The sequence below is a fragment of the Streptomyces sp. MCA2 genome (assembly GCF_023544705.1).
Classification (GTDB): Bacteria; Actinomycetota; Actinomycetes; order Streptomycetales; family Streptomycetaceae; genus Streptomyces; species Streptomyces decoyicus.
On sequence record NZ_JAMJFM010000060.1, the window covers coordinates 23193 to 44001 of the forward strand.

Consider the following 20809-nt stretch of genomic DNA (forward strand, 5'->3'; position numbering starts at 1 on the left):
CATTCGCGCGCACTCCCGCACCCGCGGCAAGGGCATGACCACCGTGGTCATGCCCTTCTTCGTTTCTTGATCGTTCTCATTCCGCGGTATCTCGCCTAACGTCGAGGACAGAAAGATTCGCAGTACAGCTACTTCCGCAGGAGCGACAATGGACGCCACGACCGAAAGCGCCAACGGCCCGCTGGACGGCGTACGGGTGATCGATCTGTCCACGGTGGTGATGGGCCCCTACGCCGCCCAGATCCTCGGAGACCTCGGCGCCGACGTCATCAAGATCGAGTCGCCGTCGGACACCGTACGGTCGGGCCGGTACCGGACCACGCCCGGGATGACACCGCTCAACCTGAACGTCAACCGCAACAAGCGCAGCGTCTCGCTGAACCTCAAGGACGAGGCCGACCACGAGCGCGCACTGGCGCTCATCGGCACCGCCGACGTCCTGATCACCAACATGCGCCCCGGTGCCCTGGCCCGGCTCGGCCTGACCTACGCCGACCTCGCCGAGCGCCACCCCGGCCTGGTCTACGCCCACGCCCAGGGCTTCCGCAGCGACTCCGACCGCGCGGGCCACGCCGCCTACGACGAAACGGTGCAGGCGTCCTCCGGTCTGGTGGACGTGGCCCACCGCGCGCTGGGCCGGCCCGTCTACCTGCCGACGATCATCGGTGACAAGGTCGCCGCGCTGACCATCGTCTACGCGGTGCTCGCCGCGCTGGTGCACCGCGACCGCACGGGCAGCGGCCAGCACATCGAGGTCCCCATGACGGACACCCTGCTCGCCTTCAACCTCGTCGAGCATCTGTCCGGCCATGTCTACGAGCCCGCCGAGGGCTCCACCGGGTTCCCCCTGTCGATGAAGCGCGGCCACCGGGCCGTGCCCACGGCCGACGGGCTGGCCTGCGTCGTGCCGTACAACCCGCAGAACTTCCGTGACTTCTTCGCCGCCGCCGGCCGCCCCGACCTCGCCGAGGACCCGCGGGTGACGGGCCCGGCCATCGACGACGCCGACGTCGACCCGCTCATGGAGCTGGTGGCCCGGTGCGCGCCGAGCCTGACCACCCAGCAGTGGGAAGAGGTCTGCGCCAAGCACAGCATCCCCATGGCGCCGGTGCTGGAACTGGACCGGGCGGCCGAGGACCCCTACGTCCGCGACGGCCACCTCCTCGACGTGGTCGAGCACCCGAGCGAGGGCCCGATCCGTTCGGTCGGCATCCCCGTGCGCTACTCCGCCACCCCGGGCTCGGTCCGGCGGCTCGCCCCGCTGCCCGGCCAGCACACCGACGAAGTCCTCGACGAGCTCGCCGCCGCCCGGCGGTGACGGCCCACCACGCCGTCGCCCGCCCCGCACCACACCCCGACCACCGAAGGACCCGGGCCATGCCCAGCACACCGGACGCCACCCCCGACCGCACCCGTCCCGCGGACCCCGCCCCCGACGTACGCACCGAGAGGATCGGCACCTCCCTCCTCATCACCCTCGACCGGCCCCGCGCCCGTAACGCGGTCAACGCGGCCGTGGCGGCCGGACTCGCCCGCGCGCTCGACGAGTTGGCGGCCGACCCCGCGCTGCGGGCCGGTGTCCTCACCGGCGCGGGGGGCACCTTCAGCGCCGGCATGGACCTCAAGGCCGCGCTGGCCGGTGAATCGCCCGAGATCCCGGGCCGCGGCTTCGGCGGGCTGACCGAGACCGTGACCCCCAAGCCGCTGATCGCCGCCGTCGAGGGCTGGGCCATGGGCGGCGGCTTCGAACTCGCCCTGGCCTGCGACCTCATCGTGGCCGCCGACGATGCCCGCTTCGGCCTGCCGGAGGTCAAGCGCGGCCTCGTCGCGGCCGGCGGCGGGGCGATCCGGCTGCCCAAGCGGATTCCCTACCACCTGGCCATGGAGCTGCTGCTGACCGGAGAGCCGGTCTCCGGCGAGCGGGCCGGTCTGCTCGGGATCGCCAACCGGGTTGTCCCGGCCGGTGAAACGGTCCGCACGGCACTGGAGTTGGCCGACCGGCTCGCGGCGAACGCCCCGCTCGCCCTCGCCGCCGTGAAGAAGATCGCCCACGCCGCCGACGGCACACCCGAGCCGGCCGCGTTCGCCGCCCAGCGCCGGGAGACGGCCGCACTCGCCGCCTCGGCCGACGTACGGGAAGGCATGACGGCCTTCGCCGAGCGCCGTGCCCCCGTCTGGCAGGGCAGGTAGGAGGAGCACCCCATGAAGCAGCACGACGTCACCCGGCACCATGCCACCCCCCTGATCAACCCGGCGTATCCCCCCGTCATCCCGCGCTTCACCCACCGCGAGTACCTCAACATCGTCTACCGCACCGACTACGACGCCCTGCGCGCGGTGGTCCCCGAGCCGCTGGAGATCGACGAGCCGCTGGTCCGCTTCGAGGTGATGCGGATGGGCGATGTCACCGGGTACGGGCCGTACACCGAATCCGGCCAGGCGATCCCGGTCCGCCACGAAGGCGAGCGCGGGGAGTACCTGCACGCCATGTACCTCGACAACTTCGCGGCCACGGCATCCGGGCGCGAGGCGAGCGCCTACCCCAAGACCATCGGTTCGCCCGCCCTGTACGTGGACCACGGCGCGCTCGTCGGCGTCCTCGACTACGGCACCGTCCGGGTGGCGACCGCCACCATGGGCTACCAGCACCAAGAGCTGGGCCCCGAAGAGGCGGCCGCGCAGATCACCGTTCCCACCTTCATGCTCAAGCTGGTGCCGGGCTACGACGGAGCCCCGCAGGTGGCCCAGCTGGTCCGCACGCAGATCAGCGATCTGGTCGTCAAGGGCGCCTGGACCGGCCCCGCCCGGCTGCAACTGAACGCGCATGTGCTGGCCCCGCTGGCCGATCTGCCGGTCCGCGAGATCGTCTCGGCCGGCCACCTCCTCGCCGACCTCACCCTGGCGCCGGTCAAGCCGGTGCATGACTACCTCGCGCGCTGACCCGCGCACGGAAAGAAGCGTCTGCCATGAGCAACACCCACCCCACCGTGGCGGTGATCGGCGCGGGCACCATCGGGCTCTCGTGGACCGCCCTGTTCGCCGGGCACGGACTGCGGGTACGGGTCACCGACCCGCGCCCCGACCTCGCCGAAGCCGTCGACGCGGCACTGGCCGAAGCCGCCCCGCAACTGGCCCGGCAGGGCCTCGACAGCACCGGCCTGGCCGGCCGGGTCCACCTGGCCGAGGGCGTCACCGAGGCCGTACGCGACGCGGATGTGGTCCAGGAGAACGGACCGGAGAACACCGACTTCAAGCGCGAGCTGTTCGCCACCCTGGTCCGTGAAGCCCCTTCCCACGCGCTCCTGTTGAGCTCCTCCTCCGCCATCCCGTCCACCGCGTTCACCGACCGGCTCGACGACGCCGGGCGCATCCTGATCGGCCATCCGTTCAACCCGCCGCACCTCGTACCGCTGGTCGAGGTGGTGCCCGGCAGGCGCACCTCCGAGGACGCCGTCACCAGGGCGGTGGAGTTCTACCGCTCGGTCGGCCGGGTGCCGGTGGTGGAGCGCAAGGAGATCCCCGGCTTTGTCGGCAACCGCCTCCAGAACGCGCTCAGCCGTGAGGCGATCCACCTGGTGGAACAGGGCGTGGTCAGCCCGTCCGAACTCGACGCGATCATGGTGAATTCGCTCGGACTGCGCTGGTCGACGGTGGGCCCCTTCCTCGGCGCCCACCTGGGCGGCGGCCCCGGCGGCTACCGGCACATGGCCGAGCACATCGGCCCCTCGATGCAGCGGATGTGGGACTCCCTCGGCCGCCCCGAGCAGAACCCCGAACAGACCGAACGGCTCATCAGGGCCGTGGAGGACGCGTACGGCGCCCGCTCCTACCGCGACCTCGGCCGGGAGCGCGACCACAAGCAACTCGCCGTCCTCGCCGCCCTGAAGGACGCCGGCACCACCAGCAAGCAGAACCAGGAGACCCGGTCATGACCGCCACCCACCCCGAGGCCCCGCTGTCCGACGGCCTCACCGCCGACTTCTACGGCTACGAGAACCTGCTGCCCGAGGACGAGCGCACACTCCTCCTCCACGCCAGGGACTTCCTGCGCACCGAGGTGAAGCCGCTGGTCAACGACGCCTGGGCGAAGGGGGAGTTCCCCCGCGAACTGATCGGCAGGTTCCGCGGACTGGGCCTCGCCGGTGTCCCGTACGAGGGGTACGGCGACCCGCTGCCCGCCGGGAGCAATCTGCTCGTCGGCATGCTGTCGATGGAGTACACCCGCACCGACGCCTCGTCCGCGACCTTCTTCGGCGTCCACAACGGACTGGCCATGTACAGCATCTACCGCGGCGGCGACCAGGAGCAGCGCGACCGCTGGCTGCCCGCGATGGCCGCCCTCGACAAGATCGGCGCCTTCGCCATGACCGAGCCGCTCGGCGGCTCCGATGTGGCGGGCGGGATGCGCACCACCGCCCGGCGGGCCGGCGACCACTGGATCCTCAACGGCGCCAAGCGGTGGATCGGCAACGGCACCTTCGCCGACCTGGTCATCGTCTGGGCCCGCGACGAGGCCGACGACAAGGTCAAGGGCTTCGTGGTGGAGCGGGGCACCCCCGGCTTCTCGGCCGCCAAGATCGAGAACAAGACCGCCTTCCGCATCGTCGAGAACGCCGACCTCACCCTGACCGAGGTCCGGGTCCCGGAGGCGAACCGGCTCCAGCGGGTCGACTCCTTCCGCGATGTCGCGGAGATCCTGCGCGCCACCCGCAGCGGCGTCGCCTGGCAGGCCCTCGGCGTCATGATCGGCGCCTATGAACTCGCGCTCGCCTACGCCAAGGAGCGCCGGCAGTTCGGCCGTCCGATCGCCCGCTTCCAGCTGGTGCAGGACCTCCTGGTCAAGAGCCTCGGAAACATCACCGCCTCCTGGGGGATGCTCGTCCAGCTGGCCCGCCTCCAGGACGCCGGCATCTTCCGCGACGAGCACTCCTCCCTGGCCAAGGCGTTCGTCACGGCCCGGATGCGCGAGGTCGTGGCCTGGAGCCGGGAGATATTCGGCGGCAACGGCATCGTCCTCGACTACGACATCGCCCGTTTCTTCGCCGACGCCGAGGCCATCTACTCCTTCGAGGGCACCCGCGAGATGAACACCCTCATCGTGGGCAAGGCCATCACCGGCGAGAGCGCCTTCGTCTGACCCTCCCCGCCCCACCCGCGGAACGCGGGGCGGGCGGCGGTCCCCGTGCCGCGTCCGGTGCCCCGGCACCACCGGACGCGGCTTTCCGCCGGGCGTACCCGGTGGTGCCGGTCCACGGCCACCGTCACGGTCCGTGAGCGGGCCCGGAGCGGCTCGGCGTGTCGGCCTCTCGAAAGGGTGAATCCGTGCACCCATTGTGACGCCTCGATGTCACAGTACGAACGACGGCGATCCTACGTTTGAGGCCTTGGGGGGCATCCACCTGCCCAGTGAAAGGCTCCTCGATGGACAAGCAGATCGCACAGGTGAAGATCCACCCCGCCATAGGCATAGCCCGGGTCGGCAACAGTGACAAACAGCCCTTCATAGGCCCCGAGTCACCCGACCAGCCGGCACTGCCGCCCGGCTCGTACAAGGACAGCTCGGGGAAGATCATCCGGCAGGCCGCCCGCTTCCGGATCTACGGCTACAACCAGGCGGGCGAGGTCGTCAGGGAACTGACGCTGGACGACGAGGACGTCACCGAGATCAAGTGGTCGGTGCACCTGGCCAACAAGAAGGCCGCCTGGTACCAGTTCCACATCCCGCTCGACATCCCCGAGGCCACCGGCCTGTCGGACACCCAGCGGCGCCGGCGGAACTTCGACGTCAGGGGAGCGGAGCGCAAGAAACTCGTCATCGACCCCGGCCGCCAGACGATCCGCGCCTCCCAGCACGAGACCGCCACCTTCGCCGGGAAGATCATGACCCGGGCGGTCGCCCTGGGCTCGATCTCCACCCAGACCGACGGACGCCTGCTGGTCGTCGGCGGTGCCGGCAAGTCGGCCTCCTACACGACGCCCGAGACGCCGATCTCCGGTGTCGCCAACAACGACACCTGGTACGACGACGTCTGCGACGGTCCGGTCACGGCGGAGGTCACCATCGGGGGCGCCACGAAGACCGCGACCCCGGCCTGGGCCGTGGTCGCGCCGCCGCACTACGCGCCCGGCGTGAAGACCGTCCGCACCCTCCACGACCTGCTCCACGACGTGTTCGTCACCGAGCACACCCTGCCCGCCGAGCAGCAGGTGTCCTACCCCGACCACATCGAGCCGATCCTGCGGCGGTTCTGCGACTTGCAGTGGGTCAACCACGGCTTCGCCACCCAGTTCGGCTGGGCCGGCCCGAACCACTTCCTCGACCCGGCCATGCGCAAGCGGCTCGCCGACCCGGGCGAGGCCAGCCGGGAGCTCCGCCGCCAGGTTTACGTCCACATGCGCGACTACGACCGGGACGGCACGTCCCCGCTGCCCTGGCCGTGGCTCTACGGCGATGCCATGTCCGGCGGCAAGCCCACCTCCGTCCGGCAGCACATCACGCTCTCCGCCGCGCAGGACCGGATGCTGGCCCTGTGGGCCGAGGGCCACTTCACCTCCGGCCCGCCCCGCAAGGGCTTCCCGGACGTGGACGAGGCGCCGGCCGCCGAACAGCCGCACCTGCTGGACCGGGCCGCGCTGGAGAACTGCGCCGCCGACGCGTTCCACCCCGGCTGCGAGGTCACCTGGCCGATGCGGCACAAGACCATGTACTCCGAACCGTTCCGCATCCTGCACCGCACGCAGGAGAACCCGGAACGCGACTACGGCGACGTTCTCACCCTCCAGGACGCCCTGGGCAAGAACGGCCCGCTGTTCGCGCAGGGGCCGGGCGACCTCACCCGCTGGATGGCCGCGCCCTGGCAGTGCGACACGGCGAGCTGCCGCTCCGGCTACCAGGTGCAGTCGGGTCTCGGCCCCCGCTACAGCCCCTATCTGCCCACCTTCTGGCCCGCCCAGATGCCCAACCACGTGCTCAAGCAGTCGGACTTCGCCACCGTCAACACCCCGCCGACCGGCCCCGACGACAGCGCCAGGGAGAAGGCCTTCGAGAACCGCGCGGTATGGCTGCGCGGCCTGAAGGGCACCAACTTCAACGTCCAGCGCCGGCAGATGATCGACGACTGGTTCAAGTTCGGCATCGTCGAGCCGCACGAATACACCGTGGGCGACGCGAAGTTCCCCAAGACCATCCAGGTGGAGTCCGAGCCCGGCTATGCGCCGGCCGCCGACCACGCCAACCTCATCAACATTCAGGTACCCGAGGCGGGTGTGCCCCAACGGGCCGGCGTGGCCGGTGCCTGGACCGGGGAGGTCCCCGCGGAGACCGTCGAGTCCATGCTCGTACAGCAGGCGGTCCAGGAGGTCAGGGAGGCGACCGGACAGGACGAAGAGGCGATCGCCGCCGGATACCTGGAGAAGCTCGACCCCTTCCACGGCACCCAGTGAGCCCCGTCCCGGACTATGACGTCGTGGTCGCGGGCGGTGGCCCGGCCGGCTGCGCCGCCGCCCTCGCCCTCGTACGGGCCGGGCGCAGTGTCCTGCTGGCCGACGCGGGCACCGGCCCGCCCAAGGCCGGCGAGGCACTGGTGTCCATGGGGCGGCTGCTCCTGGCCGACCTGGGCGTCGAAGAGCCGGTCCTGGGCAGCGGCCATCTGCCCTGCCACGGCAATCTGTCCGCCTGGGGTTCGGCCGAACTGCACGCCGTGGACTTCATCAACGACCCCTACGGCCACGGCTGGCACCTCGACCGCCCGCTCTTCGACCGGCGGCTGCGCGCCGCCGCCCGCGCGGCGGGCGCCGAGGTCGCCGAGCACACCGGCGTACGGTGCCCGGCGCGGCAGCCGGACGGCACCTGGCGGCTCGCCCTGCGCGACCGGTCCGGGGGAGGGGAACGTACGGTCCGCTGCCGCTGGGTGGTGGACGCCACCGGACGGGGCGCCGCGATCGCCGTCCGCTCCGGTGCCCGGCGGCGCACCGGAGACCGGCTCACCGCCTTCCACCTCACCCTCGACCCGGCCCCGGAGACCGTCGCCGACGGCCGTTCGCTGGTCGAGTCCGACGAGGACGGCTGGTGGTACACCGCCCCGCTGCCCTCCCGGCACCGTCTGGTCGCCTACTTCACCGACCCCGACCTGCCCGTGGCCGCACACGGCGCCGAGCGGTTCCACGACCGGCTGCGGGCCACCCGGCACGTCTCCCGCCGGGCCCGCCCGCACGGCCTCACCACCCTGCGGCCACCCCGTCGCGCCCCCGCGCACAGCGCACATCTGGACCGGGTGCACGGCGACGGCTGGACGGCCGCCGGAGACGCGGCGGCCGCCTTCGACCCGCTCAGCTCCCAGGGCATCCTCACCGCCCTCTACACCGGGCTGAGCGCAGGCCGGGCGGTCGACGCCCGGCTGCACGGCGACCGGGCGGCGCAGGCCGTCTACGCGGCGCAGGTAGCCACCGCCCGCATCGCCTACCAGCACGGCCACCGCGCCGTGCACGCCCAGGAAACCCGCTGGGCCGACCGCCCCTTCTGGGCCCGGCGACAGCGGACCATCCGTCCCCACCCCCCTCTGACGAAAGGCGAGACCCTCTCATGACCCCCACCAACGGACCCGAGCACGACGAGGGCCAGCACATCCACCGCTTCCTGCTGCTGGGCAAGAAGAAGCTGTTCTTCTACCACCTGGCGCTGTACAACCCCCAGTCCGGCCACAACTACCAGGCGGTGTTCACCTTCACCCTCAAGGACAACGGCGCGCTGCGGGAGATGTACCTGAAGGACCTGGCGCAGCACGAGAACGAGCGGGTCTTCTACGCCCTGCGCTGTCCGCACCACTTCGAACTCCCGGAGCTACAGCAGGGCAAGGAGTTCAGCGTCCATCTGGAGCGGGTCGTCGTGAAGCCGGACGGCAGCCGCGACTTCCAGCAGATGACGACGACCGAGACCCCGGTGGAGTGCAAGAGGGAGGACGTCCTCTCCTTCCGCAAGCTCGGACAGCTGCCCTACCCCGAGTACCTCACGTACCTGCTCTTCGGCGAAGGGGACGAGATCCACCTCGCCCACCAGCTCGCCGAGCGCCCGAACTGGGACGAGGCCGTCACCGTCACCACCGCGAAGCCCATCGACGCGGCGACGCTCAAGAAGGTGCCGACCCTCGTCATCGACTCGATCCAGGACGCCCACGACAGGCTGGTCGAGAGTCCGCTGAAGAAGGGCCAGCAGTACCAGGGCAAGATCGACGGGAATGGCCCGACGGTCGACTTCACCGTGGGCCGCCAGGGCTGGTGGAACCACACCAGCCTCAACAACTGACCTGCCGCGGTACACCTTCGTTCCGCATCCCCGGTCCGGGCCGCGACACGGCGTCGCGACCCGGGCCGTCCGGCACCGGGGCGGCAGGGCCCGCAGGAGAGGGGCGTTGTCCGGCCCCTCGCTCGGGCAACGCTCCGAAGACACGCCCTAACGCCCCTTGCCGGTGTGCGCCCACTGGGGCCAGAGGCGGGTGGCGGCCTCGACCTGTCGGACGACCGGGCCGACGGCCGTGGCCGACCGGGTGTAGCCCTGGACGAGTCCCCTGAGCATGGTGTCGTTCTCCTGCGGGTTGTTGCGGTTGCTGTCCACCAGCTTCACGCAGGTGCGGCTCGCGTCGAGGGTCGTGCCGAGCCAGGACGACCAGGGGTCCTGGAGGTCGCGGTCCGGGATCGGAAGGCGGCGCGCGGTGGTCGCGTCCGTGGTGAGCGCGGCGCAGGTCCTGCGGAGCCGATGCGAGTCGAAGCGGACCAGTTCGTGCGGGCGGGCCTTCGCCGCTTGCACCATGCCGTCGAGTTGCTTGCGGAACTCGCCGTAATGCGCGCTCAGTTCTCGGATATCGCGCTTCCCGCTCAGCGTGTACCACGCCAGCAATTGCAGGGTCCGGATCCGTTCGGATGCCTTGGGCGGCGGCGGTGGTGTCATGGCGGACGAGGTCTGCGCCGTCGCGCGCCGCTGACCGGCGACCGCCACCGGACCGACCGCCGCGACGGCGATCAGCAGAGCCAGGCCGCCCATCGTGACCAAGGAGCGCGTGCGGGAGGGGCGCACGGGGGCCGATGGGGCGTTCGGGGCGGGCCGGGGCTGTCGCGCCGGGGCCCGCAGACGCAGTGCGGCCGCCGCGCCTCTGGCGGCCACGGCCACCAGTGCGGCGCCGAGGACGGAAGGCAGCACCAGGCCGGCCAGAGGCTGGGTGAGCAGCCAGCTCGGGCCGGGCACCCAGTGGCAGGTGTGGGCCAGGGTCCGCAGCGGCCCCAGACAACCGTCCACGGAACCGAGCGCGAACTTCCCCACCAGCGCGACGGACTGGGCCACCCCCGCGGCCACGAGCGCACGCGGCAGCCACCGGTACCGGGAGGTGACCGCCACCACCGCACCGGTCAGCGCCACCCCCGCCCAGATCGCGGTGGCCGCCCACCACAGGTACAGCATCGAGAAGGTGCCGTTGGACGCTCCGAGCGGCGGCTGCCAGGTGTGCATATGGGCCATGACGCCGACCAGCCCCGCCAGACAGACGACACCGCCGAGGAGTCCGGCCGTCACGGCCGACCGCAGGCCGGCGGCCGGGCCGTGGACCCGGGTCCGCCGCAGCCACAGGGCCAGCGGAAAGACCCACAGCACCATCGTCGCGCCGGCGAACAGCAGGCTCGTGCCCAGCATCGCGGCCTGCGGCATGGTGGCGGTGAACCAGTCGAGCTCCGTGGTGTGTTCGCTCCACGGCCCGGGAAATGACCGGATCGTCTGCTGTTGCAGGCTGGCCCCGGTGAGGATGTCTCCTGCCAGGTACAGAAAGCCGAACCGCAGCCACCAGTTCACACCGGCCGCGGCCAGCAGGCAGCAGGCGAGCAGGGACGGCCAGATCGCCCTGCGCAACGAGGCGCCGCCCAGCGTCCGCAGCCGCAGCCGCGCACAGGCCACGGTCCACAGCGTGAACAGCACGGCACCGGCCAGGAGCGCCAGCAGGATCTCGGGGTGCTCGGGCAGCCATCCGGCGCCGCTGGTGATGCCGGTCATCAGCTCACCGCAGGCCAGACCGAGCCCCAGCGCGAGCCCCGGGCGCAGACCGTCGGGGCGGCGCAGACCGTCGGGGCGGCGCAGACCGTGATGCTCGGCGTAGGCGAGGGACCGCCAGACCGCGAGGGTGACGAGTACCGCGGTGGGCAGGGCGGTTGCCCAGGTCGCGGCCGTGGTGCCCCACAGGCCGGACAGGGTGTGGGCGGAGACGAGGGCGGCCCAGCCGACCAGGAACATCTGCTCCGTGCCCAGGGAGAACAGCGCTGCCGGATCGGCCAGGGACCGTCTGCGGACGGCCCAGGAGGGGTGGGTGCTCCACAGCGCGGTCACCCGGCTCCGTGCCGTGTGAAGGAAGGTGGGGACGGCGACGAGGGGGCCGCGGTCGCGGGCACCGTCCCAGATCTGGCGCTGTGCTCCCAGGGCGACGGCGTCCGCGTCGGCGTACAACTCACGGTGCCGCAGGGTGTCGGCGCGCGCCAGCACCACGAGGAGCACCATGAACAGCGCGCTCGCCAGGGCCCGCAGCACACCGGCCCGCCCGGCGGGCCAGAACACCGCGTCGCCCCCGTAGAAGGCGCCGAAGAACTGCGCCGCGACGAAGCTGCCCCCGTACAGCACCGTGAACGGCACGACGACCAGTGCCAGAAAGACCCGCCACAGCGCCGTGACGGCATAGGCGAGGTCGACGTCCCGGTTGCGGAGATGGGCCAGCTCGTGCAGCACGACGGCGTGGAATCCGGCCCGCGCTTCGGCGTTGCCGCGCCACGCGGCCACCAGCCCGGCGTGCAGACAGACCGTGTGCCGCCCGGCCCGGCCGAACACCACGGCGCCGGCGTCGAAGGAGTCCGGGTCCACCACGAAGGCCGGTACGGTACGCAGCCGTGCCGTGGCCACGAGGCGCATCAGCTCGGCCCGCAACTCCCCGTCGGGGGCCGCCTCGTCGAGGGTGATCACCCGGCCGCGCCGGGACTTCCAACGCGGCAGCCAGGCGTAGAGCGCGGCGGCCGACAGCAGCACCAGCCCGGCGCCGACGATGCCGGGCAGGTTCTTGACCATGGCCCCGGCGGGGGCACAGTCCTTGAGTTCGCGCAGCCCGCGGAGGTCGAGCCGTATCGAGTCCGCCATCCGGAGGTTCGGGTCGAAGCCCGCCGCGAACTTGCACAGGATCTCCTTGTCGTCCCAAGGAGCCAGCGCGAACATCGAGTTGACCATCCCGATGGTCGCCACCACCATCACGAGCACCAGGACGGCGAAGCGCAGGGTGGTGCCCATCGGCAGGACGCGCGGGTCGATCCTGCGGGGCTCGGTCCCGCCCGGGGTGGGCGGGGCACCATCCCGGGCGGGTGGTGCGCCGCCGGCGCTCAGGACGCACCTCTCGTCACGTCGGACACCACATCCCGTACGTTCCCACTCACCGGCGTCGCCTCCGCGCGTCGTGTTTCACGACTACAACGTCCCACCCGGTCAATGTAGTTGGGGCGGGCGGGCTCATGTGCGGAGATCTACGTGCCGACGGATGACCCGGGCTTCGCCCGGAGCTCGTCGAGCCGCAGGAACGCCAGCGCGCGGCGCATCAGATCGACGAGTTCCGCAGGCTCGTCCTGCCAGGCCCAGTGCTCCATGGTGACGGTGAAGGCGTCCAGCACCGCGGTGGTCAGCAGACGCACTTCGAGACTGTCGGGAGGGGCGCCCACGCGGGCCGCCAGCGCGGGCGCGAGCCGTTCCTGCATCTCCCGCCCCGCCGCGAGCCAGCGCATCTTCAGGACGGGGACGCTCCCCAGGACCCGCACCAGCCGGCGGGCCCGCGCGGCGTCCTCCAGGCGCCGCTCGGCCGTCGCCGTCCCGAAGGACGCCTCGATGGCCGCGCTGAGGGGCTCGTCGGCCGGATGTTCCGCGAGGACGTCCACGAGTTGGCCGACGCTGGAGGCGAAGAGGGGGGTGAGGGCGTCCTCTTTCGCCGGGCAGTAGCGGTAGAAGGTGCGCAGCGAGATGCCCGCGGCCGAGGCGATGTCCTCGACCGTCGTCGTGTCGTAACCACGGTCGGCGAACAGGGCCGCCGCGGCCTCCGCGATCTCCAGCCGGGTCTGAAGGCGCCGTTGTTCCGTCAGGGACGGTCGGCCCCGCGCTGCCGCCATGTGTGCTCCTTGCCGTGATTCGCCTTGGCTCGTATTCTCACAGAGAATTGATGGCACGTCACGCCAAAAAAGCGTATGTTGATCAACGACTGATCAGGAGCCGTTAGTTCAGCGGTCGATCCCTCGGCCGTGCCCGTGCTGTCGTGCCCTCCCTGCCGACGCGCGGTGATCAGTGACCGGTGAACGCACGGCGTCAGCGAAGGAGCCCACCATGTCCCGCACCTACCTCATCACCGGAGCTGCCTCCGGCATCGGCAAGGCCACCGCCACCCGCCTCAAGGAGCAGGGGCACACGGTCATCGGCGCCGACCTCAAGGACGCCGACATCGTCGCGGACCTCGCCACCCCCGATGGCCGGGCCCATCTGGTCCAGCGGGCGGACGAGTTGAGCGGTGGGCGGCTCGATGCCGTGATCGCGGGCGCCGGCCTCGCCGGTTTCGAGCCGCGCGCCGTCAGCGTCAACTACTTCGGCGCGGTCGCCACCTTGGAAGGGCTGCGCCCCCTGCTGGCCGCCGGCACGGACCCGCGCGCCGTCGTCATCGCCTCGGTCGCCTCCGTCCATCCGCACGACACGGCCCTCGCCGACGCGGCGCTCGCCGGTGACGAGGAAGCGGCGCTGGCCGCCGCCCGGGCAGCGGTCGACCGGGGAGAGGGCTATGCGATCTACGGCTCGACCAAGGCCGCCCTCGCACGGTGGATACGCCGTACCGCCGTGACCGCCGACTGGGCGGGCGCCGGTATCCCCCTCAACGCCATCGCCCCCGGAACCGTCGTCACCCCCATGACGGAACCCATGCTGGCCAGTCCCGACGTGCGCAAGATCGTCGACGCGACCGTCCCCATGCCGCTGCACGGCCATGCCCGGCCGGCACAGATCGCTCCCCTCCTGACCTGGCTCACCTCTCCCGAGAACGAACTGGTGACCGGCCAGGTCGTCTTCATCGACGGCGGCGCCGACGCCGTACTGCGAGGCGACGGCACATGGTGAGCCGTGAGGGGAAGCGGCCGGTCAGGGGCACCCCGCAGTCATCGCCGTCCACAGTCATCGGAGGCCCGTCCGTGCACACGCTGACCCGTACCACCGTCGTCACCGCCGCCCCCGATGCCGTCTGGCAGCTCATCGGCAGGTTCGGCGGCCTCGCCGACTGGCATCCCCTGCTCCCGCCGTCGGTGGTCGAGGACGGCGCCGATCCGGAGACGCCCGGGGCGGTGCAGGCGTTCTCCGTCGACGGCCAAGTGGTCATCCGGGAAAGGCTCCTGGAGAAGGACGACGCGCGCCGGATGCTCCGTTACACCATCCATGAATCCGCCGTCCCCGTGTCCGACTACGTCTCCACGCTGTCCGTGCACCCGCACGAGACGGGTGCCGAGGTCCGCTGGGCCGCGACGTACGAGGCCGCCGACGCACTCGTCCCCGAGATCGAGAAGCACTTCGGCGACCTCATCTACACCACCGGCCTGGAGGTCCTCAAAGAACGCTTCGCCCTCCCGGCCTAGGGGAGACACCGTTACCCGCCCAGGGGGAGACACTCCCTAGCTCCGGGCCGGCACCACCAACACCTCGGTGCCGGCCGCCCGGACCTCCCGTACCTGCTCCGCCGCCAGCCCGTCGTCGACGATCAGCAGGTCGAAGTCGGTCAGCGGGGCCAGTGCGTAGAGGCCCCCCTTGGCGAACTTGGTGTGGTCGGCGACCAGGACGCGGCGGCCGGCGCTCTCCATCATGGCTCGCTTGACCTGCACGGTCTCCGGTGAGGTGTGGTAGCAGCGGCCGTTGGTGACGGCCGTGGTGGACATGAACAGCACATCGGCGCGAAAGGCCCGTACCGCGTCCGCGGTGTGCGGGCCCATGAACGCGTCGTACGCCGGGAAGTACACACCGCCCAGCGTGATCAGCGAGACGCCGGGCTCCTTGGCGAGGGTGGTGATGGCCGGCAGGGAGTTGGTGATCACGGTCAGCGGGGTGTGCTCGGCCACCTGGTGCGCCAGCAGCAGACAGGTCGTGGAGTCGTCGAGCAGCACCGTCTGCCCGGGGACCAGCAGGGTGGCGGCGGCCCGCGCGAGCTGCTGTTTGGTCTGCGCCATGGTGGCCATCCGCTCCGCGACACTGCCGTGGAACTGTGCCGACGGCAGCCCCGTCGCGCCGCCGCGCACCTTGCGCAGCCAGCCCTGTGCCTGAAGGGCGTCCAGATCGCGGTGCGCGGTCATCAGGCTGATGCCGAACTCGTCGGCGAGGTCCGCGGTGCGCACGAAGCCGCGGGCGATGACGGTGTCGCGCATGCGGCGCCGCCGCTCCTCCTGGGCCTCGACCCGGTCCATCGCTCCGCTCCTTTCCGGTCCCCGTGCGGCCGCCCGACGTGGTGGGGCGACCACGTCGCGGGGATCGGCCGCGTGAATTCGCCGCGTTATGTTCGCATGGATTTCACATGGCGCGCGCGGCGACAGCGGCGTCCACATGCGGTTCCGGTACGACACAACATGGCAGGTCGCGGCCCCGATGCGAAGATTCCGGCGGCCATTGACGCCCGTTTCCGCCCGGCGGTTCCATCACTGCGTCCACCCCTCCTGCCCCGCCGCCGCAGAAAGGGAGATTCGATGACGAACTCTCCTCCGCGTTCGCTGATCACACGCCTGGGTATCCCGCCGACCCTCGCCTGGGGATACCTCGGACTCCTCCTCTTCATGATCGGAGACGGAGTCGAGTCCGGCTATCTCTCGCCGTACCTCATCGACCAGGGCATCTCGGAGTCCCGGGTCGCGCTGCTGTTCACCGTCTACGGGATCGCGGCCGGCCTCGCCGCCTGGCTCTCCGGGGTGCTGTCCGACCTGTGGGGCCCGCGCCGCGTCATGTGGACAGGACTGGCCGTCTGGGCCGCCTTCCAGCTGTTCTTCCTCCTCGCCGCCATCCCCCTCACCAGCTATCCGCTGATGATGCTCGCCTACGGGCTGCGTGGCCTGGGGTATCCGCTGTTCGCCTACGGGTTCCTCGTCTGGGTCGCCGGAGTGACACCGCGCGCCCGGCTCGGTACGGCGATGGGGTGGTTCTGGTTCGCCTTCACGGGCGGCCTGCCCACGCTCGGCTCGCTGGTCGCCGGCGGGCTCATCCCGCAGATCGGTTCCTACGCCACACTGTGGGCCGCGCTGGTCCTGGTGGCCGCGGGCGGGCTGATCGCCCTGCTGCTGGTCCGTGACGACCACGGCGCACGGCGGCCCCGCGGTACGGAGGAGGGGCCGGTGGCCACCCTGGTCGGCAGCATCACGATCCTGTGGCGCAACCCCCGGGTCGGGGTCGGCTCGGTCGTCCGGGTGATCAACACCGCCTCGCAGTTCGGCTTCTTCGTGATCATGCCGATCCACTTCACCAGGACCGTCGGCTTCAGCCTCACCCAGTGGCTGCATCTGCTCAGCGCGATGTTCGCGACCAACATCTTCGCCAACCTGCTGTTCGGCGTGCTCGGCGACCGCTTCGGCTGGCGCCGCACCATCGCCTGGTTCGGCGGTGCCGGCTGCACGCTCAGCACGCTGCTGCTCTTCTACGTCCCGGACGCCGCGGGCCCGAACTTCCCGCTCGCCCTCCTCGTCGCCGCGTTCTACGGCGCTACGCTGGCAGGTTATGTACCGCTATCGGCCCTGGTGCCCACTCTGGAGCCGAAGCACCAGGGGCAGGCGCTGGCCGCCCTCAACCTGGGCGCGGGAGCCAGCACCTTCGTCGGACCCGCCGTCGTCGCGGCCTTCGTCGGACCGCTCGGCGTCGAAGGGGTTGTCTGGATCTTCGCGGGGATGTACGCGGTGAGCTGCGTGCTCGCCCACTTCCTGAAGCTGCCGGACGAGCCGGGCACGGCGGACGCGCAGGACGCCGCGGCACAGCGCGGTGACGCCCCCGAGGGCACCGCTGCCGGCGCCGCCCCGGCAGCGGCGTGAGAGGACTCCACTGATGTCCGTACTGACCATCGACGTCGGCACCACGGTGATCAAGTCCGTCGTCTTCGACGACCGGGGCACCGAGATCGCCGTCGCCCGCCGGGCCACCGAGGTCCTGCGCCCGCACCCCGGCTGGGCGGAACAGGACATGGACGCCGTCTGGGACGCCGTCGTCCACACCGTCCGCACCGTCCTCGACGGGCTGTCCGACCCGGTCTGGCTGGTGTCCTTCACCGCCCAGGGCGACGGCGCCTGGCTCGTCGACGACCACGGCCGGCCCACCGGACCCGCCATCCTGTGGTCCGACGGCCGGGCCGGGGACCTGCTCACCGGCTGGCAGCGCGACGGCGTCCTGGAGGCGGCCTTCCGCCGCAACGGCTCGCTGACCTGCGCAGGGATGCCCAACGCCCTCTTCGCCTGGCTCGCCGCGCACGACCCGGACCGGCTGGCCCGCTCCGCCACTTCGCTCACCGCCGCCGGCTGGCTCTTCCTGCGCTTCACCGGCGTGCGCGCCAGCGACGAATCCGATGCCTCGGCCCCGTTCCTCGACCACGCCACCGGCGCGTACGACCCGTACATCCTCGATCTGTTCGGCCTCGGCGCGTACGAGCGGCTGCTGCCCACCGTCCTGGGGGAGTCGCAGCGGATCGCCGAGATCACCGGCGCGGCGGCCGGCGAACTGGGGCTGCCCGCCGGGCTCCCGGTCGTGATGTCCCCCTACGACATCGCCGCCACCGCCCGCGGCGTCGGCGTCGTCAACCCCGGCCAGGCGTGCAGCATCCTCGGGACGACGCTGTGCACCGAGATCGTCCGTACCGACATCGACACCGGGGGCGAACCGTCCGGTGTCCACATCGCCTACCGCGGACGCGAACGGGTGCTGCGCGCCTTCCCCACCCTCAACGGCGCCGAGGTCCTCGGCTGGGCCGCCCGGCTGCTCCATCTGCCCGGACCGCCGGAGCTGGCGCAGCTGGCCTTCGAGTCGGAGCCGGGCGCCCGCGGGCTGATGTTCCTGCCGTACCTCTCCCCGGCCGGTGAGCGGGCCCCCTTCCTCGACCCGGGCGCCCGCGGCTCCTTCTGGGGCCTGTCCCTGGAGCACACGCCCGCCGATCTGGCGCGCGCCGTCTTCGACGGCCTCTCGCTGGTCCTGCGGGACTCGCTGGCCGCCGCCCGTACGGACGTCAGCGAGCTGCGGCTGTGCGGCGGCGGCGCCAACAGCGATGCCTGGTGTGCACTGATCGCCGATGCCACGGGGGTGCCCACCGCCCGCTCCGGCGACACCGAACTCGGCGCCAAGGGCGCCTTCCTCACCGGCCTGGTACGCACCGGCGCCGAGACCAGCATGCACAGCGCCGCCGCCAAGTACGTCCGGATGCAGCGCAGTTGGGAGCCCGAACCGGAGCGCGCGGAGTTCTATGCCGCGCTGTACGAGGACTTCCTCGGGTGGCGGGCCCGTGCCCGGGAGGCGGGCTGGCGGGGCGGCGCGGTCTGGCGGGGGAGTGCCCGCCGCCGCCCCGAGGCCCCCGGCCGGCCGACCGAAACCACCGGCCACCCCGCCGGCACCACCCCTGGAGGTCCCCGTGTCTGACCCGCGCCCCGACGGCGGCGCCCCCGCCCCCGGCCTCGACGGCATCTGGCTGGGCCTCGACCTCGGCACCCAGAGCGCGCGCTGCGTCGCCGTCGACGGCACCGGGCAGGTCCTGGCCTCCGCCGCCCGCCCGCTGACCGGCCGGCGCGACGGCAACCGGCACGAGCAGGACCCCGAGAAGTGGTGGAGCGCGCTGGCCGCCGCGTGCCGGGAGGCCCTCGGCGGCGTCGACACCCGGCGGATCCGCGGACTGGCCGTCGACGGCACCTCCGGCACGATCCTGCTCGCCGACGCACACGGCACCCCGCTCACCCCCGGCCTGATGTACGACGACGGGCGCGCCACCGCCGAGGCCGCGGCCGTCAACGCCGCCGGAGAGGCGGTCTGGCAGGAACTGGGCTACCGCAGCATGCAGCCCTCCTGGGCGCTGCCCAAACTCGTCTCCCTGCTGAAGAACGCCTCCGCGCGCCGGCCCGGCGTCCGGCTGCTGCACCAGGTCGACCTGGTGACCTGGCGGCTGGCGGGCCACCAGGTCGCCGGCGACGCCAGCCACGCCCTCAAGACCGGCTACCACCTCGTCGAGGAGCGTTGGCCGGAGCAGGTCATGGACGAACTCGGCGTCCCGGTGGGCCTGTTGCCCGAGGTGGTGCGTCCCGGCAGCCCGCTCGGCACCGTCTGCGCCGCTGCCGCCGAGGCCACCGGCATCCCCGAAGGGACCACCATCGTGGCCGGGATGACCGACGGCTGCGCCGCGCAGATCGGCGCCGGGGCACTCGCACCGGGCGCCTGGAACTCGGTGCTCGGCACCACCCTCGTCCTCAAGGGCAGCAGCCCGCACCTGGTCCGCGACCCGGCAGGCGTCGTCTACTGCCACCGCGGACCGGGCGACAACTGGCTGCCGGGCGGTGCCTCCAGCAGCGGCGCCGGCGTCCTCACCCGGCACTTCCCCGGCGAGGACCTGGACGCGCTCACCGCCCGGGCCGCGGCCCTGGACCCGGACGCGGTCGCCTACCCCCTGGTCTCCAGCGGCGGCGAACGCTTCCCCTTCCGCGCCCCCGACGCCACCCCCTTCGTCCTCGGCCAGGTCCCCACCCGCGCCGCCGAGTTCCACGCCTACCTCCTCGGCGTCGCCTGCCTCGAACGGCTCTGCTTCGACTATCTCGACCACCTCGGCGCGCCCGTCGACGGGCCGCTCACCCTCACCGGCGGCGGCGCCCGCAACGCCTACTGGTGCCAACTGCGCGCCGATGTCCTGGGACGTCCCGTACTGCTGCCGCAGCAGGCCGAGGCCGCCCTCGGCATGGCCGTCCTCGCCGCCACCTCCTCCGGCGCCGGCCTCCGGGAAGCGGCCGCCGCCATGGTCCGCATCGAGCGGGAGATCCGGCCCGCACCGGCCCGCACCGCCCGCTACCTCCCCGTCCATCTCCGTTTCGTCGACGAACTCACCCGCCGTGGCTGGCTCGACCAGGCCGTGGCCGACCACGCCCGCAGGAGGGCAGCACCGTGACCGACTTCATCCTCGTACGCCATGGCGAGACCGTCTGGCATGCGGAGAACCGCTACGCCGGCCGCACCGATGTGCCCCTCACCGACCACGGCCGTGAGCAGGCCGCCGCCCTCGCCACCTGGGCCGCCACCGCCGGCCTCACCGCCGTCGCCAGCTCCCCGCTCTCCCGCGCCCGGCTCACCGCCGCCCCCGCCGCCGGGGTCTGCGGCCTCACCGCACGCACCGACGAGCGGCTCTACGAACTCGACTTCGGCCAGGGCGAGGGCCTGACCAGGGACGAGATGCGCCACCGCTTCCCGGAGCGGCTGGCCGCCTTCCTCGCCGACCCGGTCGGGAACCATCTGCCCGACGGGGAGGACCCGCGCCGCGCCGCCGCGCGCGCCGCCGACTGCCTCGCCGACCTCGCCCACGAGCAGCCGCACGGCCGGATCCTGGTCGTCGCGCACTCCACCCTCGTCCGGGTCCTGCTCTGCCATCTGCTGGGCATCCCGCTCGCCGACTACCGCCGGGTCTTCCCCCAGGTGCACAACGGCGCCCTCACCGAGATCCGCATCGAGAACGGGCGGACCGCGCTGCTCAGCTTCAACACCCCGGCCCTGAACCGGGCCCCCGCCCTCCACTGACCGTAC

17 protein-coding genes are annotated in these 20809 nt (G+C 72.1%); 14 read left to right on the forward strand and 3 right to left on the reverse strand.

The features are described 5' to 3' along the window. The first annotated feature begins 148 nt into the window (after positions 1-148). The 8 genes from M8I34_RS34875 (at position 149) to M8I34_RS34910 (ending at position 9301) form a co-directional block, all read left to right on the forward strand. Positions 149-1318, forward strand: coding sequence for a CaiB/BaiF CoA-transferase family protein (locus M8I34_RS34875; RefSeq protein WP_250056638.1), 1170 nt, complete (start codon positions 149-151; stop codon positions 1316-1318). Between the two features lie 59 nt (positions 1319-1377). Next, positions 1378-2190: a crotonase/enoyl-CoA hydratase family protein gene (locus M8I34_RS34880; protein ID WP_250056640.1), complete on the forward strand. Its 813-nt coding sequence runs from the start codon at positions 1378-1380 to the stop codon at positions 2188-2190. Between the two features lie 12 nt (positions 2191-2202). Continuing rightward, complete coding sequence (locus M8I34_RS34885) at positions 2203-2940, forward strand: acetoacetate decarboxylase (protein WP_250056642.1); 738 nt, start codon at positions 2203-2205, stop codon at positions 2938-2940. A gap of 26 nt (positions 2941-2966) precedes the next feature. Next, a complete protein-coding gene (locus tag M8I34_RS34890) occupies positions 2967-3932 on the forward strand; it encodes a 3-hydroxyacyl-CoA dehydrogenase NAD-binding domain-containing protein (protein WP_250056643.1) in 966 nt (321 codons plus the stop codon). Next, the gene (locus M8I34_RS34895) at positions 3929-5137 is read left to right on the forward strand and encodes an acyl-CoA dehydrogenase family protein (RefSeq protein WP_250056645.1); all 1209 of its coding nucleotides are present in this window, start codon (positions 3929-3931) and stop codon (positions 5135-5137) included. The genes M8I34_RS34890 and M8I34_RS34895 overlap by 4 nt, the downstream gene beginning before the upstream one ends. Before the next feature lie 284 nt (positions 5138-5421). Then, a complete protein-coding gene (locus M8I34_RS34900; RefSeq protein ID WP_250056654.1) occupies positions 5422-7443 on the forward strand; it encodes a LodA/GoxA family CTQ-dependent oxidase in 2022 nt (673 codons plus the stop codon). Continuing rightward, a complete protein-coding gene (locus M8I34_RS34905) occupies positions 7440-8585 on the forward strand; it encodes an FAD-dependent oxidoreductase (protein ID WP_250056656.1) in 1146 nt (381 codons plus the stop codon). Before M8I34_RS34900 ends, M8I34_RS34905 begins: the two co-directional genes overlap by 4 nt. Further along, entirely contained in the window at positions 8582-9301 is a 720-nt protein-coding gene (locus M8I34_RS34910; protein ID WP_250056658.1) for a hypothetical protein, read from the forward strand. Before M8I34_RS34905 ends, M8I34_RS34910 begins: the two co-directional genes overlap by 4 nt. Positions 9302-9448: 147 nt before the next feature. On the opposite strand, the gene M8I34_RS34915 is transcribed toward M8I34_RS34910, so the two are convergent. Further along, the gene (locus tag M8I34_RS34915; RefSeq protein ID WP_250056660.1) at positions 9449-12304 is read right to left on the reverse strand and encodes a M48 family metalloprotease; all 2856 of its coding nucleotides are present in this window, start codon (positions 12302-12304) and stop codon (positions 9449-9451) included. Between the two features lie 230 nt (positions 12305-12534). After that, a complete protein-coding gene (locus tag M8I34_RS34920) occupies positions 12535-13167 on the reverse strand; it encodes a TetR/AcrR family transcriptional regulator (RefSeq protein ID WP_250056662.1) in 633 nt (210 codons plus the stop codon). Positions 13168-13378: 211 nt separating this feature from the next. On the opposite strand from M8I34_RS34920, the gene M8I34_RS34925 reads away from it, so the two are divergent. Both M8I34_RS34925 and M8I34_RS34930 read left to right on the forward strand, forming a co-directional pair. After that, on the forward strand, positions 13379-14155 hold the full coding sequence (locus M8I34_RS34925; protein ID WP_250056664.1) for an SDR family oxidoreductase: 777 nt from the start codon (positions 13379-13381) through the stop codon (positions 14153-14155). A 71-nt stretch (positions 14156-14226) separates the two neighbouring features. Continuing rightward, positions 14227-14664, forward strand: a complete 438-nt coding sequence (locus M8I34_RS34930; protein ID WP_250056666.1) for an SRPBCC family protein — start codon at positions 14227-14229, stop codon at positions 14662-14664. A 36-nt stretch (positions 14665-14700) separates the two neighbouring features. On the opposite strand, the gene M8I34_RS34935 is transcribed toward M8I34_RS34930, so the two are convergent. After that, positions 14701-15483 (reverse strand): DeoR/GlpR family DNA-binding transcription regulator, encoded by a 783-nt coding sequence (locus tag M8I34_RS34935; protein ID WP_250056668.1) that lies wholly within the window; start codon positions 15481-15483, stop codon positions 14701-14703. 276 nt (positions 15484-15759) lie between these two features. Between M8I34_RS34935 and M8I34_RS34940 the strand changes: the two genes are divergently transcribed. From M8I34_RS34940 to M8I34_RS34955, 4 genes are read left to right on the forward strand one after another with little or no spacing between them, the layout of a single operon-like run. After that, complete coding sequence (locus tag M8I34_RS34940) at positions 15760-17085, forward strand: MFS transporter (protein WP_250056670.1); 1326 nt, start codon at positions 15760-15762, stop codon at positions 17083-17085. A 13-nt stretch (positions 17086-17098) separates the two neighbouring features. Then, entirely contained in the window at positions 17099-18673 is a 1575-nt protein-coding gene (locus tag M8I34_RS34945; RefSeq protein ID WP_250056679.1) for an FGGY-family carbohydrate kinase, read from the forward strand. Further along, positions 18666-20180, forward strand: a complete 1515-nt coding sequence (locus tag M8I34_RS34950) for an FGGY family carbohydrate kinase (protein ID WP_250056681.1) — start codon at positions 18666-18668, stop codon at positions 20178-20180. The genes M8I34_RS34945 and M8I34_RS34950 overlap by 8 nt, the downstream gene beginning before the upstream one ends. Further along, positions 20177-20803, forward strand: a complete 627-nt coding sequence (locus tag M8I34_RS34955; protein ID WP_250056684.1) for a histidine phosphatase family protein — start codon at positions 20177-20179, stop codon at positions 20801-20803. The genes M8I34_RS34950 and M8I34_RS34955 overlap by 4 nt, the downstream gene beginning before the upstream one ends. Positions 20804-20809: the final 6 nt, after the last annotated feature.